This is a genomic window from Leptospira mtsangambouensis (genome assembly GCF_004770475.1).
In the GTDB taxonomy this organism is placed as follows: domain Bacteria; phylum Spirochaetota; class Leptospiria; order Leptospirales; family Leptospiraceae; genus Leptospira_A; species Leptospira_A mtsangambouensis.
Window position 1 is genome coordinate 970239 of the sequence record NZ_RQHK01000017.1, and the last position, 16885, is coordinate 987123.

At 36.3% G+C, this 16885-nt stretch carries 13 protein-coding genes; 3 read left to right on the forward strand and 10 right to left on the reverse strand.

Annotated features, from left to right (window positions below; translation table 11 throughout):
• The first annotated feature begins 109 nt into the window (after positions 1 to 109).
• Entirely contained in the window at positions 110 to 2260 is a 2151-nt protein-coding gene (locus EHR01_RS17095; RefSeq protein ID WP_135696617.1) for a tetratricopeptide repeat protein, read from the forward strand.
• Here EHR01_RS17095 and EHR01_RS17100 read toward each other — a convergent pair.
• The 5 genes from EHR01_RS17100 to pgsB are packed head-to-tail and all read right to left on the reverse strand — an operon-like array spanning position 2244 to position 5827.
• The gene (locus EHR01_RS17100) at positions 2244 to 2786 is read right to left on the reverse strand and encodes an LIC_12238 family plasminogen-binding lipoprotein (RefSeq protein WP_135696620.1); all 543 of its coding nucleotides are present in this window, start codon (positions 2784 to 2786) and stop codon (positions 2244 to 2246) included. The genes EHR01_RS17095 and EHR01_RS17100 overlap by 17 nt on opposite strands.
• A gap of 52 nt (positions 2787 to 2838) precedes the next feature.
• Positions 2839 to 3036: a hypothetical protein gene (locus EHR01_RS17105; RefSeq protein WP_135696623.1), complete on the reverse strand. Its 198-nt coding sequence runs from the start codon at positions 3034 to 3036 to the stop codon at positions 2839 to 2841.
• A 7-nt stretch (positions 3037 to 3043) separates the two neighbouring features.
• Positions 3044 to 4174 carry a poly-gamma-glutamate system protein gene (gene pgsW, locus EHR01_RS17110; RefSeq protein WP_135697423.1) on the reverse strand — a complete coding sequence of 377 codons (1131 nt, stop codon included), beginning with the start codon at positions 4172 to 4174 and terminating at the stop codon, positions 3044 to 3046.
• Entirely contained in the window at positions 4174 to 4638 is a 465-nt protein-coding gene (gene pgsC, locus EHR01_RS17115; RefSeq protein ID WP_135696626.1) for a poly-gamma-glutamate biosynthesis protein PgsC, read from the reverse strand. The genes pgsW and pgsC overlap by 1 nt, the downstream gene beginning before the upstream one ends.
• Positions 4631 to 5827 (reverse strand): poly-gamma-glutamate synthase PgsB, encoded by a 1197-nt coding sequence (gene pgsB, locus EHR01_RS17120; protein ID WP_135696632.1) that lies wholly within the window; start codon positions 5825 to 5827, stop codon positions 4631 to 4633. The genes pgsC and pgsB overlap by 8 nt, the downstream gene beginning before the upstream one ends.
• Before the next feature lie 84 nt (positions 5828 to 5911).
• Here pgsB and EHR01_RS17125 point away from each other — a divergent pair, with 84 nt between their 5' ends.
• Positions 5912 to 8308 (forward strand): SpoIIE family protein phosphatase, encoded by a 2397-nt coding sequence (locus tag EHR01_RS17125; RefSeq protein ID WP_135696634.1) that lies wholly within the window; start codon positions 5912 to 5914, stop codon positions 8306 to 8308.
• Position 8309: 1 nt separating this feature from the next.
• Here EHR01_RS17125 and EHR01_RS17130 read toward each other — a convergent pair whose 3' ends face one another.
• The 5 genes from EHR01_RS17130 to EHR01_RS17150 form a co-directional block, all read right to left on the reverse strand.
• Entirely contained in the window at positions 8310 to 8645 is a 336-nt protein-coding gene (locus tag EHR01_RS17130) for an STAS domain-containing protein (protein ID WP_135696637.1), read from the reverse strand.
• 44 nt (positions 8646 to 8689) lie between these two features.
• Positions 8690 to 10738, reverse strand: coding sequence for a serine hydrolase domain-containing protein (locus EHR01_RS17135; RefSeq protein ID WP_135696639.1), 2049 nt, complete (start codon positions 10736 to 10738; stop codon positions 8690 to 8692).
• A 15-nt stretch (positions 10739 to 10753) separates the two neighbouring features.
• Positions 10754 to 12406 carry a 2,3-bisphosphoglycerate-independent phosphoglycerate mutase gene (gpmI, locus tag EHR01_RS17140; protein WP_135696642.1) on the reverse strand — a complete coding sequence of 551 codons (1653 nt, stop codon included), beginning with the start codon at positions 12404 to 12406 and terminating at the stop codon, positions 10754 to 10756.
• A 35-nt stretch (positions 12407 to 12441) separates the two neighbouring features.
• Positions 12442 to 13557, reverse strand: coding sequence for a hypothetical protein (locus EHR01_RS17145; protein WP_244310169.1), 1116 nt, complete (start codon positions 13555 to 13557; stop codon positions 12442 to 12444).
• Positions 13558 to 13730: 173 nt separating this feature from the next.
• A complete protein-coding gene (locus EHR01_RS17150; protein WP_135696646.1) occupies positions 13731 to 15800 on the reverse strand; it encodes a TonB-dependent receptor in 2070 nt (689 codons plus the stop codon).
• A gap of 82 nt (positions 15801 to 15882) precedes the next feature.
• Here EHR01_RS17150 and EHR01_RS17155 point away from each other — a divergent pair, with 82 nt between their 5' ends.
• Entirely contained in the window at positions 15883 to 16884 is a 1002-nt protein-coding gene (locus EHR01_RS17155; protein WP_167482957.1) for an adenosine kinase, read from the forward strand.
• Position 16885: the final 1 nt, after the last annotated feature.

Below are 16885 nucleotides of genomic sequence, written 5' to 3' on the forward strand. Positions count from 1 at the left end.
CTGGTCGATTGCCTACAGTGAACGCCAGTCATTCCAATTATACAACACCTTTTGGTTGTTAAAAATTGATTTTTCGCCGATAGTAAGACCAGGGAAATTTACGCAATTGATGCAACGGGACAGGGCCCCAGGTGATCTGGGTCGGAATGAAAACAAAACGAGGGAAACTGGATTTCTTTGGAAATTGAGGGGATTTTTTCACTCGATGAAAAAGGTAAGTCAGTTACTTTTTTCACTCAGTTACTTTTTCTCTTCATTTTCCTTCGTAACAGGGTTTCTCTTTCTCGTGTTTTTGGTTTGTTTTGCGCCAAGGGATATTTCTGCCGGAGAAGAGGATAGGAGAAACCCTTTATCTGGACTTTATCTTTCCCCTTTGCAAGTCATCTCAACAGAGGAAATCCAAACCCTAGATTCGGAAAAGCGAATCCCTATCGATGAGGATTCGGGGATTGCCCTTCGGGAAGAGCCAAAAGCTCTAGACCCAAATGCGCAGGATGTTCCCGTCGTTCCGGGTGCCGATAATCCTGTGGAAGCTAGTGTCGAATCTGGACCTAAGAATTCAGAAACTAAGATCCGTGAGGCGGAAGGTTTACTAAAACGCTATTATAGTCAGTTTATTGAAGAAAAGAGGATTTGGGAAGATAGAGAAAAGGGTAATGTTTATAATTCGCGAACAGAGATGAATGATATTCGTCTTTTGTTATGGCAAAGTACCCATAAAAATTCTGAAACATATATTGTTCGCGACTCACCTGTATTATATAACTTGCATATAAAACTTGCTAGGTTATATGTTGAGTCTGAAAAATTTGCTCCTGCCTTACGTCATTATCTCGCTGCTTTCAGATACCACCCTTTAGAAATGACAGAAGAGGGATTTCGAAATGGGGAATGGCAAAAAGAAGATATACTTGGTTATGATGCTTCTTCTGCAAAGGAACATGACCGTTTATTTAATGAATGGAAACAGGCAGAACAAAAATTAAAAAGAACAAAAGATGAGATTCATCTCAAAGAAAGTAACTGGATACGAGAAGGAAAAAAATTAGAAGATTTAATTCCGCAGTCAAAAGTTTGGAAAGAGGATGTAAGATTAGCAGAAGAAAATAGAAAATCAACTAAACAAAAATACGATGAATCGGTGAACCTTCGTTATTTGAAGTATCTGAACCAAAGGAAACAAGTTGAATCCAATGATTTATATGCATTCGCAAATGTAGTAAAAAAATTAGAGGATGATAACAAAGAAAGACTTAAAATTGTAAATAAACTTGGAACAGCAGGGAAAGGGATTTATGTTTTGTTCGATTATAAAAGAAATACTGATTTTTTTGCATATGAATTACTTTTAGAAAGAGCTTATCGATTATGGAATGAAAATCCTTTAGTATTAACAGATATTGCTGAACAATATCGGCAAGACGGTAAAAAGGAAAGAGCAGCAGATTTTTATGAAAAGGGTTTGGATGAACTTTTAAAAAAACAAAACCCATCTGAAGAAGAAAAAGAAAGAATTATCAAATCGAATCTGCGTTTGGCTACGATTAATGCTGATTTAAAACGAAATATCATTGCCGGTCTATATTATGATAAATATTTTAATTTATCTCCTGATTCTCCTGATAAAACCAGAGTTTCCTATGAAATTGGAGTTTTTTTCAATTCTCAAATTGGAGATCCAGATCGTGCAGCACCATTTTTAGAATATTGGTTGGAGCGAAACAGTAAAGATTGGAATCCTGCATTGGATGTAGAAACTGGCCTTACCGAATTAGAATCAATTGCTTACTATTATCTTAGTAAAAAAGACAAAAAACATAAACGGAATGAACAGGAACGAAACAAACTTAATATTTCATTTACTCAATGGAAAAAGTTAGATCAAAAATTGATTATAGCTGAAAAAGAACTAAAAGATTTGATCGAGAAAAAACAAAATCTTAAAAAAGATTTAATGGTTACAACTCTGGATGATATTCTATCCCAATATCGTTTAATGGATTTAAAAATAGAAGACCAAGAAGCCGTTATACGTGTGTTGGAAACAAAAAGAAAAAAGATCCCTTTGATTAAAATATTGTTTCGTTTAGGTGTTTTGGCTGAAGAGTCAAGAGACTTTGTGAAAGCAAAGGAGCACTATGAACTGATTATCAAAGAAGGTGGAGAAACAGAAATTCGTGTTGCTCTAAAAGAACTGGAACGTGTAAAACGCATTTTAGAAACAGGGAATATTCTTCCACCGATCAGCGAGAGTATTTGATAATTTCATCTGTTTGGTCACCAGCTAACTCTTGTTCTAGGTTTTCTTGGGTGTAACCTTCGTCTGGTAATACACGGAATTTTACTTCATCAACAGTATCACCTTCATAAACAATTTTAATTAAATACTCACCCGTTCTTAAAAGAGAAAATTCATCTCTTATTGCCAAAGAATCCGGTTCTACTCTTTTCTTTTTGATATCAATTTCCACATAATCCAGCTCATAGCGATTGAGTGAGATGTAAAAGTCGGTTTCTAAACCTGGGTTTCTTGAGAACTGGTAAACATAATGAATTGTATCGGTCGGAGAGAATATTAGATCATCTCTCATCATTTTGTAATCGGTAATGGTTTGGATGTGTTTTTCCAAAATATCCATTTCTTCCATTTTCGTTGTTGTCCACCCAAACTCACCTTTGGGGACACTGCATTGGATGAGGGTGACTGTAAAGAGGATGGGTAGAAGCGCGAAAATGCGTTTGGAAAAAATCCGAATGAGGGTATTGGGAACCGAATTCTGTCTCATCTTAGTTTCATTTTCGACAGAATTTCAAAATCGCGTGGTAGGAAATCGAAACTCAGTCTACAATTTTTCCACGGTCCGAGATGTCCTTTTCCTTGGGTTTGGCCCATGGAGACTGGTAAGACTCCCGTGTTTCTCTCTCTTTCTGTCTGTTTCCAAATTCTTCGGCAATTTTTGCCGGCAAAATGAGAATCCGGCTGACCCAACGTAGAACCAAAAAAAGAAGAATCGAAAGGACAATGATTTTTGCCATAAAAACCTCAGCGGGCACGTAGGGATTTGGGAAGGTGGCGATCTTCTTCATTTTCACCCCAGCCGAGCCTTGTTACACCATACAATCCTACTAGGAGAAAAAGGAAAACGGAAAGATAAAGTAAGGGACTGTATTCTTCTGAATAAAATACCCTTCCTTCTCCTGGTTTAGGGATTTTTTTGGGGGTTTGGGGAAGGCCAAATTTCCGCGCAAGTGATTCAATTTGGATAAAATTGATCACTGGAATTTCCCGTTCTAAAAAAGACTTAATTACAGAGTTGGGGATATGAATTTCTTCCGGTAAATTGGTAATGAGTCCATTTTTGAAAACTTGTTTTCCAAGATTTGTTCCGAGTATGGTTGTCCCTCCGCCAACATTAATGAATAATTTGATTGGCCTGTTTTGAGATAATTCATCATACAATTTCATTCTTTTTTCAATAGAATCATCGAAATGAATAGGATCTAAAAGTTTTACTTGGTTTCTTTGTAATGCACGATGTAGATACTCTTTCCCTTCTTTTGAAATTCCCATTGCTTTGTCTTGGATGCCACCTAATGATGAATAGCTGGATCGAAAGGAAAAAATTCCCGATGTAACAAGTTCTTTTTCCATATCTAACCAAAGCATTTGTGGATGGTTTGCACCGAATTGAGATGCGGAGGCACTCGATATAATGATTGGTTTGAGTTTTAATGTATCGAGTGCAGCAAACAAACAAATATTTAATGCTGGAAAGGAACCTGAAACCGCAACGGCAACTGTATCACCTTCTTCTAGTTTTGCTTTTTTAAGAAATTGAACCATTACTGCGGCAAAGTTTGGATTGATCGATGTTTGTTTTGCAGATAATGATCCACTGTTACTTGTAACTGGTGTAAGAAATTCTCCAATCAATCCTGAATTGGTTGGATCTAATTCTTTATAATCTGGTTTTTTATGTTTAAGAAGTTCTGGTTTTAAAATTTGAAATCCACGTTCAGCAAGTTTTGCAGCATGGAGTTTCTTTTTGAAATAAGATTGTTCTTTTTTTACTTTGCAAGTTTCGATTAAAAGAAGTCCCAAAATTCCAAGTATTGCCAATAAAAAAAGCGCAATGCGGGAATGTTTCCATGGAGACCAATATATTTTAGTCATCATAATGTTTCTAACTCTGTGCCTAAAAGAAAAATAAGGAGGATTTTTACGAAAATGGAAGCAAGTATCAGAACAGAAGTTGTTTCTAATACACCTTGTCTTTCATACCAGACCGCAATCAATCCAGGAATAATAAATCCAATTCCCCTAACTTCGGATAAATATCCAATTTCTATATCAGGTAAGATCTGATAATTCAAAAGGTATCCAAAAAAATAACCAAATAACAATATGAAGACGACTTTTCTTTTTCCAAAAATTAATAAAAAGTTAGATATTATTTCAACACAAATATAGGAGAGAAGTGCAATCAAAAACGTAAGCGCAATGTTTTTCGGATGATTTAATGAAATTGCTAAATAACCGGGCACAACAAGTCCCGTTCCAAGAATCCCAAACAATTCAGAAAATACTAAACTTACAACAAGGCTAAGCCCGATGGAAAGAGGAAGAATTTCATTCATTCGTATGTTCCGACCTGTTTTTTAAATATAAAGATAGGTCCATTCCGAGACCAACTATATTTCCGATTCCAAAAACCAATGATTGTTTTGGAAGAATAGAAAGTAAAGATTCAAATATTCCGTCCAAGCTTAAATGTTCCCAAACAAAGATAGGGATATCTTTTTTGGAATAAGTTTTTAGATATTTAAAAGCTAGCGAAGTGGATGTTCCGATTAATATGACTGCTTCATACCCATCCCAATGAGAAAATTCTTTTGCGAGTTGGCGACTTCTTTCTGGTCGATCTTCTCTTGTGTGAAATAAAATGTAGCGTTTGTTATATTGTGGGTATCGTTCTATTACAGATGACCAAATTAGTTTTGTGCTATTGGGGTCATTGGCTGCCATTGCGTTCGCATAGATAAATTCTTTACCAAAAAAGTGAATTGGGGAAACAGAGAAAGCCCCAGGGTCTGGATTCACTTTCCACATTGCTTCCAAGGCATTTTGTCGACTTACTCCTAATAATTCACAGACCTTCAGTGCGATTGAAACATTTTCTTTGTGTTCCCAGTATGAAAATTTTGTCATCTCTTCGTCGGTAATTGATTGTATGTTTTGATCTGTTAATAAAATTGCTTTTGATTTTCGATCTTCGCATACTTCAAAAATAAATGATTCAAAATCTGTAGGGCCAGTGACTAGGGTTCCGTTGATCGGACAGGCAGATAGCAATGATTTGGCGACATCAGATAATTCTGGGCCCATCACTTCTAAATGGTCTTCTCGAATATTTGTAATCACTCCAATGTCTGATTTTAGAATCTGACCTTCACTTGCCCATTGATAACGCGGTTCTAATGCCATACATTCTAAAACAACTATTTCGGCACCTCTATGTACTGCCTTTTTTAGAATTTTAATTTGTTCTAAAATGGATGGTTTCCCAAATCGAGATATGGATTCTTCTGATCCGTCTGGAAAAATCATACGAGCCATTGTTCCCGTTGTTTTTGCAAATACGGACATTCCTGTAGCACTAAGGCCTGCTCGTATGAGCCTTGTTACACTAGACTTTCCTCTGGTTCCGTTGACATGAATGCGATGTTTGAATTTTTTCAGGGTTCGTTTATGTAGGATGTATTCAAAAGTATAATATACTATTAAAACAAGGATAATAAGGAAAAATAGAAAAGCGTTTGGTTTCATCTGAATTTTTCCGGATGATACATTTCCTTCAAGGGAATGTCATTTGATTGTAACCCAAAACTGAGAAGATTCACGTAGTTTTCTATGAGCATTCGTTACAAATTCTTATTAATATTGAGTGTGAGTCAAATTCTTCTTGTAATTGCTCTCACTACCAGTTTTGCCTACCTCTTGCAATCGGTAAAAAATATACCACAAACGCAGCGAGCGGAGGACCTATCTCGAAATTTTCAACGGGAGCTGGAATTCAAAGAAGAAAAACTGCGGTTGTTACTAGAGGAAATTACATTTAACTCTCAAACTAGAGGGATTTTGGAAAGAGGGATTGCGGATCGAAATGTTCTTTCCAGAGAGCTACCTTACCTACAACAAATTTTGAAAAGATATGGCCTTTCCATTTTTGAAATTGGAGACAACCAGGGAAAGGTTTTGTTTCGTGTTCATCGTCCAAAAGATTTTGGGGATGATAAAAAAAATCAACCAATCATTCGTAATGCTCTTAATGGACAGTCAACAGCGGCATTAGAAGACGGACATAGTGGTCTTGGGTTTCGATTGGCTGCACCTCTGTTTGGGCGTGGTACAATACTCATTGGACAAGTTGTTGATGATAATTTTACAAAAACCATTTCGAAAGACAATCGCATTCACTTGGCAATTTTTCAAGCAGGAAAGGTTAAAACCATCGGATCCGATATGATTCGTTTGGTAATGAATGAAAAACCAGATTTGTTAATGGAGGAACAAAGATTTCATTTTCAAAGTAAACCTTATTATCTAGTAAAAATTCCATATGTTGGGAATTCAGAATCAGTGAAAAAGTTAGTCTTTCACGTGATGATTGATGAAAATGAAGTTGAATCGAAAACTTGGAAGATCTGGTCTTTTTTCGTAGCCGCCTCACTTATATTATGTGGAGTTATTTTTCTAATATCCTTTTTGTTTTCTCGGGATATGGTTGAAGCAATTAAATTACTTACAACCGCCATGGTTGATTTGGACCAATGGAAACCGGAAACTCTACCAACCCATCGAAGTGATGAAATTGGGCAAATGGGAAGAGTTTTTGTTGAAATGAAAGAAGAGTTATCGGAACACCAAAACCATTTAGAAGAAATGGTAGATCAAAGAACAAGAGAGTTAAATGAAACATTGTCTGAAATGCAAAAACTCCAAGATAAACAAGACGGTGATTATTTTTTAACTTCTCTTTTGATTAGACCTCTGCGCGGTTCTTTTTCTAAATCTGAAACAGTTTCCATCAAAATTTTTGAAAGACAAATGAAACAGTTCAAATTCAGAAACAAACAATCTGAAATTGGGGGAGATCTTTCTGTTTCCGATTCAATTTACTTAATGGGTAAAAAGTATACAGTTTTTTTAAACGCAGATGCAATGGGTAAGTCGATCCAAGGTGCTGGTGGCGCACTTGTGATGGGAACAGTTTTCAAATCTATCATCACACGAACACAAAAACTAAGGTATATGCAGGATCGACATCCTGAGCGTTGGTTAAAAGAATGTTTTCAGGAAGTACATAACGTATTTATTAGTTTCGATGGCCATATGTTGCTTTCCGCAATCTTAGGGTTAGTTGATGAGGAAACTGGTACGTTATATTATATTAATGCGGAACATCCTTGGATTGTTTTGTATCGAGATGGAAATGCGAGTTTCCTTGAAAATGAACACTCTCTGAGAAAGATTGGTTTTACTGAAATGAGTGGCGATGAGGTTGTCATTCAAATTTATCCATTGCGACCTGGTGACGTATTGATATTAGGCTCAGATGGGCGAGATGATTTATTTGTTGGCCAATCTGGAGGAAATCGGCTCATCAATGATGATGAAACTGTATTTTTGAGACACGTTACTGAAGGTGGTGGAGATTTAAATCTGATTTGTAAGGCCATGTTACAATTCGGAGATCTCACAGATGATCTGAGTTTAATGAGAATTGCCTTTTTGGAAGAGGTGGCATACGCTGCAAAAGAATCAACAAAACCAAATATTTATTATCAAATGTTAGGTGAAGGGATTCAGTCGTATCGAGATGGTGAATGGAACAATGCAATTTTTGCTTTAGAACTCGCATTGGATTCAGAGCCGGATGATCTTTATTGTTTAAGAGAATTATCTAAATTGTATATGAAATCTAAGGATTATGAAAAAGCCATAGAGTTAGCGAATCGATATTTGCAATTAAATCCAGGAGATACCGACTTTTTGTTTTATATTGCTTATGCACATAAACAAAGAAGAGATTTTGTTTTGGCGACGGACTTTGCAGAAAGACTTCGATTTAGAGATCCGAAAAATTTTAATAACCTTTTGTTACTTGCAGAGATACTTATGCATCGTAGGGACATTGAGCGATCCAAAGAAGTGTTGTTGGCTTTGCAGGAAATGGCTCCTGAAAACCCTAAGTTGATGAAATTAAAGAATTTTTGGAAGAGAATGGTATCGACTTCAGTCAGTTAGGTTATTTGAAAGAGTTGATTGCATCTTCCGTGCTTTCAAAAATTTGAATGACGGAAGAAATTTTGGAAATTCGGAAAATTTGTCTAATCGTTTTGGAAACGTTTACAATTCTTAGGCCACCACCTAACTCGGTTAATTTATCGTTGAGCGACATGATGAGACCAAATCCGGAAGAATCAATAAAGCTAACGCCTTCCAAATCGAAGATAAATCGGTGTTCTTCTTGTGAAGCAGATTCTTTGATCCGTTCTTTTAGTATGCCGGCATTTAACATATCTAAGTTGCCGAATAATTTCAGAACAACAATACCGTCGAATTTTGATTCTGTATATTCCATTGAACCGCTCTGAGAATAGCCAATTTTAGAAATTGGTCAATAGATTAATTAACGAACTTGTCCCATTTTTCTTCCACAGAGATGGACCTAAGAATCCGCCAAATGAGTTTGGATCCATTTTCTGAGTTGGTCATAATGACCACTCCATATCCTTTTTCTGTATTAAAAAGGGCAAGCGACTTATGTCCCTTTGTGTGACCACCATGGAAAAAATATTCCGTTCTACCCGTTCGGTTTAAAAAAAATCCGTGGGCGACCAGTGCATGGACTGTTAGGTTTGCGGCACTCATTTTGGGTGAAAGCAGGTATTCTGCAGATTCTTTTGTGAGAAAGTTTGATTTTCCTTGTTTTGCTTTTGCAACTTCGGAAAACAAAATTCCGACTTCTTCCGGAGTTGTCCAAAGACCACCTGATGATAATTCAGGTGTGACAAAAGATTTTTGTGGAAGTATAATTCCTTGTTCATCATATCCATCACATCGATCATCTTGTGTATTTAGATTTTGACGAAATGTACTGCGAGTCATATGTAGCGGTTGGAATACTACTTCGGACATAAGGTTTTGAAATGATTTTCCAGTTCGTTCGGTAAGTATTTCTTGCACAATGCTATATCCACCTCCCGAATATCTAGATTTAGATCCAGGTTTGTAATATAGTTTTAAACCATTTCCTTTTGTAGTATATGTATCCTTTAACTCGCGTAAGTGTTTTTTACCTGAGTTGATTGGATCATCCCAATTTCCCTTTTCAGTAAGACCGCTTGTATGCGAAAGTAATAGATCAAGATTTACTAAAGACCTTCGTTTCCCTTTTGGTACGGAAACTTTGTATTGTTTTAATTTTCCTATCCAATTGGAATATAAATCTAATTGACCTTCTTCAACTAATCGAAGTGTGGCGGTTGCAGTCATTGTTTTGGAAAGAGAACCTGCTCGAAAAAGTGTATGTTGTGTTTTTGTACCATACATTTTTTTCCAACTTAATGAGTAGTTTCTAAAAACTGCAATTCCGAGAGATGGGACTTTTTCTTCTTTCATCAATTCTTCAATGGAAACTTCATTTGGAAGGTTTGTTCTTTTTTTTAAGTTTAATTTTTTTGCATCAAAAATAATTTCTGTAAGTGCTGATTTAACTGATGATAAATCTCCTTTGCTACTTCCATATGGACTTACGATGGTAATGAAAATTCTACTTTTTAAATCATGATAGACAAAGTTTGAAATTCCTTTTTCTTTTCCATAAGTCCAATAAAAGTAATCTCCTACAAAAACTCCTTCGCCGAATGCAATTGGATCTTCCGATATAGAGTCAGAAAGAATCGTTTTTTTGATGATTGTATCTCTTGAGATTTTAGAAATTAGTTTTGGTTTTTTTAATTCTGCACTGAATTGTACAAGGTCTTCAGGTGTGGAATATATTCCGCTATTTCCAATTAATACTTCATTTGAATCCACATTGGTATTTTGCATTTTCAATGGAACAAAGATTGTTTCCTTTAAATAATTAGCATAAGTGACTCCTGAAACTTTTTCTATAATATATGACAGAAAAAGATAATCAAGACGACTATACTTCCAGTATTCTCCCGGTGCAAATGCTGGTTTCAGTTTTGATTCTAAAAAAGATCTTTTGATGTCGTCGCATTTTAAGTGATTTTTTTCAGTATCAAAATTTGGTAGAAACTCTATGATTTTTGGTAAGCCAGATGTATGCCGTAACAAATGTCCAATGGTTACTTTGGAATATGGAAACCACTTAAGATGTTTGGATACTGGATCAGATAAAGAGATTTTTTTTTCTTCTTCTAGTTTGTGTATTGCAAAGGAAGTAAATGTTTTTGTAGATTCACCTAAAGGAAAATTGCGTTTTTTATAAAGTTGTATCCTTTTTCTTTTTTTACCTGCATAGATTGATTCGCGAAAAAGAATATTGTCGTCTTGAGAAATTAGAACAACTCCCTGAAAACCTTCTTGTTTAATTTTATTTCGAATTTTTTCTTTTGTCTCTTCGGAAAAGGAACCAATTCCGGGTTCGGAACAGTTACAAACAACAAAACTGAATAGAAACCCGATGATGATTCGAAAATGCATAAAAATAATGGGGACTTAGTCCCTAGCGATTAGACTTGGATGATAACCTTCTGGAGCTTCAAAGCCTAATAGATCCATCATCGTTGCAGCAACATTTGCGAGTCCTTTTTCCTTTAGGTTTTGATTGAGTTGAATTTTTCCTTTCGGATCATAAAGAACAAATTGGACCGGATTGAGAGTATGGCTAGTTTTCGGAACCGGTTTCCCATCCTTTGCAGTTTCAGCTGTTCCTTTTTTGTTAAGCTGGTACATTTCGTCCGCATTTCCGTGATCAGCGGTTATACATAAAACAGTATTTGTTTCATCACAGATTTTTTTGATTCTATCTAAACATACATCAAGATACTCTAGACCTTTAATGGTAGCATCCATATTTCCAGTATGCCCCACCATATCGCCGTTAGCATAATTGACTCTCAAAAATGGAAACTTGTGTGAGGTCAAAGCAAGCACTAAATTATCAGTGATTTCTTTTGCTTTCATTTCCGGCTTTTGATCAAAGGGAATAATGTCTGATTTTACTTCTTCGTAAGTTTCTAAGGTTTGATTAAAGTATCCGGATCTGTTTCCATTCCAGAAAAAAGTTACATGTCCATACTTTTGTGTTTCAGAAAGTGCATATTGTGCGATTCCTTCGTTGGCAAAGTATTCACCCATAGTGCGATCAATTGCAGGTGGATCAACTAAGTATTGTTTGGGGATGAATAGATCTCCATCATACTGCATCATACCTGCAAATTCAATTTTGGGAAATCTTTTTCGATTGAAATTTGTTAGCTTTTCTTCTGTGAAAGCTCTGGAAATTTCGATCGCCCGGTCACCGCGGAAATTAAAGAATATTACTGAATCATTGTCTTCCACTTTACCAAGTGGTTTCCCATTGGCGTCTGCTACCACGAAGCCTGGTAGGTATTGGTCAATGACAGAAGGGTTTTCCGAACGGAATGTTTCAATGGCTTCCTTTGCCGATTTAAATTGGCGACCTTCCCCCTCCACATGATGGTTCCAACCTCTTTCGACCATCGACCAATCGGCATCGTAACGATCCATCGTGAGTTCCATTCTTCCCCCACCAGAAGCAATTTGAATATCGATTCCATTTTTCCGATGGGTATCCAAATATTCTTCAAATGGATTTAGATAAACTAACGCAGATTTTTCGGGAACATCTCTTCCATCTAATAAGATGTGAAGTCTTATTTTTGTGATATTTTCTTTGATTGCATGATTTATAAGAGCTCGAAGGTGATCAATATGGCTATGAACATTTCCATCTGAAAATAAACCAAGAAAATGTAGTGTAGATTGATTGGACTTACAATTGGATATACACTTTTTCCAAATAGGACCAACAAACAAACTTCCGTTTTCGATTGATTGAGAGACTAATTTTGCACCTTGATCAAAAATTCTACCAGATCCTAATACATTATGACCAACTTCTGAATTTCCCATGTCTTCATCGCTAGGCATTCCGACAGCGGTTCCATGTGCTTTTAATAAAACGGTTGGGTGTGTTTTCCAAAGACCTTTTAAAATTGGCATATTTGCTTTGGCTACTGCATTACCATTCTCATATCCTTTCTCTGTAAAGCCAACTCCATCCAGGATGATTAATAAAACTTGTTTGGTCAATGGACCATTTTTTTGTTTTTTTAGAGTTAACATAAATTAGATTCCCCTGTCTTTTTCCATATTGAGATTTATTGAAGATTTTGCAACTGGAAGATATCAAAAGGAGTTAGTTCTACTGAACTCGGTATGGGGTTTAATAGTACATTCCCAAGATTCGTATCGTAAACATAGATTCCTGGCCGATTGAAATCAGTAGAACCAACCAATAGTTTTCCTTCATTCGTTAGTAAAAGGCCTGAAAGACTTATGCCTACATTTCCTGGGATTTGCAGAAGAGTTCCAATTCGCTCTCCTGTTCTTGGGCGGAATGCTTGGATTGTTTTCGTAAATCCTGCGTCGAGGACAGCGACAAATCCCAATTCTTCATTTTTAATTTGAAAAGCCAAAATATCTCCGCCTGCTGCCTCTTCGGCAAAAAGACGATTTGGAAGGAATTGGCGAGTGCTTAAACGAAAAGCGATGATTCCTGCATCTATTTGAGAAATAAATCCGACGCGACCTACGCAAGATAATACTAAGTGTGGTTCACCAAATAGATTTACTTTTTGAATTTTAGAACTTGGATTTCTGTAAGGAAGAGTATATACAGCTCTTATTTGATTCAGATTCATATCAATCTCAACCATATATGAATCAGAGTTAGGTGGTAGGTATCCTGATACATCATTTCTGTCCAAACGTTGTAACAATACAAACAAACTAGTTCCGTCTTGAATCATATATGATGATTCAACCGAACTATCTGGAATTCCAGAAGTGGAATAGGTTTCCCTAAGTGAGGCAAACGAAATAGCTCCAATTTTAGTTCCGTTATATCTCGAATATATGACTAATTCATCAGAATTATAAAGGCTAACAAAATATTTATCATTCCATACGGAGATGTCTTGTGGATTTTTACCTTGTCCGACACTAAACTCTTGTTCGGTGAAGAATCCAAGTTGAGGATTTAATACTTGGATGCTATCACGATTCAAACGATTGACAATAAAAACTCTATCACTAGTAAATCTTCCAACCGCATCCGAGTGAATTGGAATCGAAGTGGGAAAGGCAGTTAATGAGTTCGGTTCAAAAGTTTTAAATCTTCCTCCACTTGCAAAATCTGAGGTCACAACGCCAACGGAAGTGGGCGAAGCAGATAAAAATAAAAATTGGAAAAGATTTGGTTTTTCAATTTCCAATTGCGAACAATAAAGCTGAAGAAAAACAACGGGAAGTATCCGTAATGCGTATATCACCCGCGAGGGGTTGTATTTGTAATTCAGATATCTCACAACGGGAAGTATCCGTAATGCGTATATCACCCGCGAGGGATTGTATTTGTAGTTCAGAAAGTAATTGATTGTATTAAACATTAGAATCGATAACTCCCTGTAAAATAATAACTACGACCTGGTAACGGATATCCAACCAAATCCTCTACCCGTTTGTCTGATAGATTACGAACTTCTAGTCCCAAAATCAATTCGTTTCCAGTTTCTAAATTTTTATAAGGTATGTATTGAATGTAGAGATTCCAAAATTGTCGTGCTGGAAGATATCCTAAATATTCATTGGTTCTATCTCGAAAGTTGGCACCGATGTATTGGTATTCCAATCCAATTTCGCCAAAATCTTTAAAAAACGCAAGTAAGGCACTTCCTTGGCTTTTGGAACGTAATGGAAGGTATTTGCCGTTTAACGAAGGTGATTCGGAATAGTTTCTTGCGTCTTGATAGGTATAATTAAAGTTAAATTTGATTCCTTTGTTCCAAATTACATTGTGGCTAGTTTCTAGGCCTCGGATCAAGGCTTGGTCAACGTTTTCTGGTCTTAGAGTAAACTGTGAATTTGGTAAAAACAAAATCATATCATAAATTCTTTTTTGGAAGATAGATATATCCGATTGGATTTTCCAATTTATAAATGGTTTTGCATTAAGATATAATCCAAAGTCTCCATTTCTACTTTGTTCAGGTCTTAACTTGGTATTACCGACAATACTTCCTCGTTCTCCAAATAACTCTAAGAAGGTGGGAATTCTAAAATCTTTACTAATATTTCCCAATGTCCCAAATTCTAAATTATCTTTCTTAATCCAAATAATTTTTATACCAAAACTTGGATTGGTAAATTCTTGTCTGACATAAAAAACATCTGATAGTGGATCAAGGAGTTGGTTTCGGACGCTGGTTTCATCTTTTCCGAATCGGTCAGTAAAACGTTCGAACCGAACTTGCGGTACCAAAAAAAGTCGGTTGGAAAAAAATCTGATCTCATCTTGAAAAGTAGCACTTAATGTATCTCTTCGTTTCTTTGGCTCTTTTCTTTCAGTTTCATGATTGTATCGTTTTTCATATCGAGTAAAAAACTCTTGTTCTGTTTGGAAAGAAGTTCGAATCACCTGATTGTATTCTAGTAAATATAAAGTGGGAGAGAGTTGAAAGCCGTATTGATTTGTTTTGGTAAATGCATTTGGAGTTCCATAACTGAACTCTGATTTGGGATCAAAAAAATCATCCTTTGAAAAGTTCCCGTAAGTTTTTGTTTCTAATGTTAAATTTTGTAAAAGGAATTCATTTGTTTCTGTTGTGATCGCAGAAGAAAGTTTACTAAATACTCGTTCTACCGCAACAGTTTGCCTGTTCCCTGGACCGGGTAACCCTTGTTTTCTGTGGATATAGTCGTTTAGTAAGTTGATTTTTGTTTTTCCAAATTCAATGGAGAGGTTTCCTGTAAATCCAGTTTTGTGAAATTGTGCATTTCTACGTGTGTCAATCGTATCATCATAAGTATTAAATAAAACAGTACCTTTGTTGTTTAAATAACTAAAGTTCTGGTCAGATGTTTCTTGGAGGGCCTGCACAAAATAGGAACCACTAGCAAATTGGTCCATATGAGTGACAGTTGCTTTTGCCGTTTTAAAACTTCCCCCCATCAGGTTGATTCTTGTGATCGGTTTATCTATTTTTGATTTAGAGATAAGGTTAATCGATCCTCCAATGGCTGATCCTGAAAATCCAGCGGGGGTTCCAGATTTATAGATCTCAATTTTTTCTAAATTATCAAAGGGGAGGTCTGCTAAATTGATTTCACCGCCCATTGAATTATTGATAGGGACTCCATTCCAATAAATTTTTGATTGGTTGGGATTTGTCCCTCGTAGTGATAATGTTGAGTAAGATCCAAGCCCTCCGTACTGCCTGATCCGAACTCCCGCTTCTCGGTTGAGAACATCGGGAAGGCTCATATAACGAGTGTTTGTTTGTGTTAAATCAATTTCTTTTTGAAACCCTGTTGGGTTTTTTGCAAAGTTCGAGTTTTTTGACTGAGAGTCAACACCCGCACGAATCTCCACTTCTTTCGTATCTTTGTTTTGAGCTAGAAGGATAAAAGGGGTCAAACTGAAACAAAGCAGAATCGATAATCTGAAATTGGAAACCATTGAAGAGTATTTTCTCAGTACCTGCCAAACTGAAACATGAAAATTGAGTGTCAATTCCCTAAAGGAAAAAAGCATTGTCCCCATGAAGCATTACGACGTATTCGGCGTAGGGAACGCCCTGGTAGATATCATTGCCTTTATTACTCCCAATTTTTTAGAAAAACAGAATATCACTAAGGGTGTAATGACTCTGGTAGATGAAACTAGACAAGGTCAAATTCTTGCTGATCTTCATGATGAAAAGAAGGAACTTCGTTCTGGTGGAAGTGCAGCCAACACAATGATTGCAATTGCAAATTCTGGTGGAACATGTTGTTATACGGGAAAAGTAACTCACGATACTTATGGTGAGTTTTATAAAAAAGATATGGAAGATGCTGGTGTTTTGTTTGAAACGACACCAGATTCTCAAAGCCATACAGGCACTTGTGTTGTTTTAACAACACCGGATGCAGAACGAACTATGTTAACAAATCTTGCGATTTCAACATCACTTGGACCAAATGATATCGACGTAGATAACCTAAAAAAAAGTAAATTTGTTTATGTGGAAGGTTATTTGTGGGATGGTGATTCCACAAAAAAAGCAAGTGAACTGACTATGAAAGTCGCCAAGGAAAACAATGTAAAGGTATCCTTTACATATAGTGATCCATTTTGTGTAAATCGTTCCAAAGATGAATTCATTCACCTAACAAAAGAATACGTAGATGTGGTTTTTTGTAATACCGAAGAAGGTTTGGCATTGAGTGGAGCAAAAACTGCAGAAGAAGCAGTAACCTTTATTTCCAAACTTTGTCCTTTGGTTTTTATGACTGCTGGTAAAGATGGAGCCTATGTTGCTGAAAATGGAAAGATCACTCTTGTTCCAGGATTTCCTGTAAAACCAATTGATACAACTGGAGCAGGGGATGCCTTTGCAGCAGGTGTTTTGTATGGATTAACACAAGGGTATTCCGCACAAAAGTCTGCTCGTTGGGGAAACTATGTTGCGTCTCGTATTGTCTGTGAAGTTGGACCTCGTTTGTCTGTCCGATTGATGGGAAGGCAAGACGAAATTTTGGATGGGTTCAAAGACAAATAAG

What these genes read in the sequence shown, in the direction of transcription:
- EHR01_RS17095 (WP_135696617.1), top strand. Translation starts at nt 110, where the DNA reads ATGCAACGGGACAGGGCCCCAGGTGATCTGGGTCGGAATGAAAACAAA.
- EHR01_RS17100 (WP_135696620.1), bottom strand. Translation starts at nt 2,786, where the DNA reads ATGAGACAGAATTCGGTTCCCAATACCCTCATTCGGATTTTTTCCAAA.
- EHR01_RS17105 (WP_135696623.1), bottom strand. Translation starts at nt 3,036, where the DNA reads ATGGCAAAAATCATTGTCCTTTCGATTCTTCTTTTTTTGGTTCTACGT.
- pgsW (WP_135697423.1), bottom strand. Translation starts at nt 4,174, where the DNA reads ATGACTAAAATATATTGGTCTCCATGGAAACATTCCCGCATTGCGCTT.
- pgsC (WP_135696626.1), bottom strand. Translation starts at nt 4,638, where the DNA reads ATGAATGAAATTCTTCCTCTTTCCATCGGGCTTAGCCTTGTTGTAAGT.
- pgsB (WP_135696632.1), bottom strand. Translation starts at nt 5,827, where the DNA reads ATGAAACCAAACGCTTTTCTATTTTTCCTTATTATCCTTGTTTTAATA.
- EHR01_RS17125 (WP_135696634.1), top strand. Translation starts at nt 5,912, where the DNA reads ATGAGCATTCGTTACAAATTCTTATTAATATTGAGTGTGAGTCAAATT.
- EHR01_RS17130 (WP_135696637.1), bottom strand. Translation starts at nt 8,645, where the DNA reads ATGGAATATACAGAATCAAAATTCGACGGTATTGTTGTTCTGAAATTA.
- EHR01_RS17135 (WP_135696639.1), bottom strand. Translation starts at nt 10,738, where the DNA reads ATGCATTTTCGAATCATCATCGGGTTTCTATTCAGTTTTGTTGTTTGT.
- gpmI (WP_135696642.1), bottom strand. Translation starts at nt 12,406, where the DNA reads ATGTTAACTCTAAAAAAACAAAAAAATGGTCCATTGACCAAACAAGTT.
- EHR01_RS17150 (WP_135696646.1), bottom strand. Translation starts at nt 15,800, where the DNA reads ATGGTTTCCAATTTCAGATTATCGATTCTGCTTTGTTTCAGTTTGACC.
- EHR01_RS17155 (WP_167482957.1), top strand. Translation starts at nt 15,883, where the DNA reads ATGAAGCATTACGACGTATTCGGCGTAGGGAACGCCCTGGTAGATATC.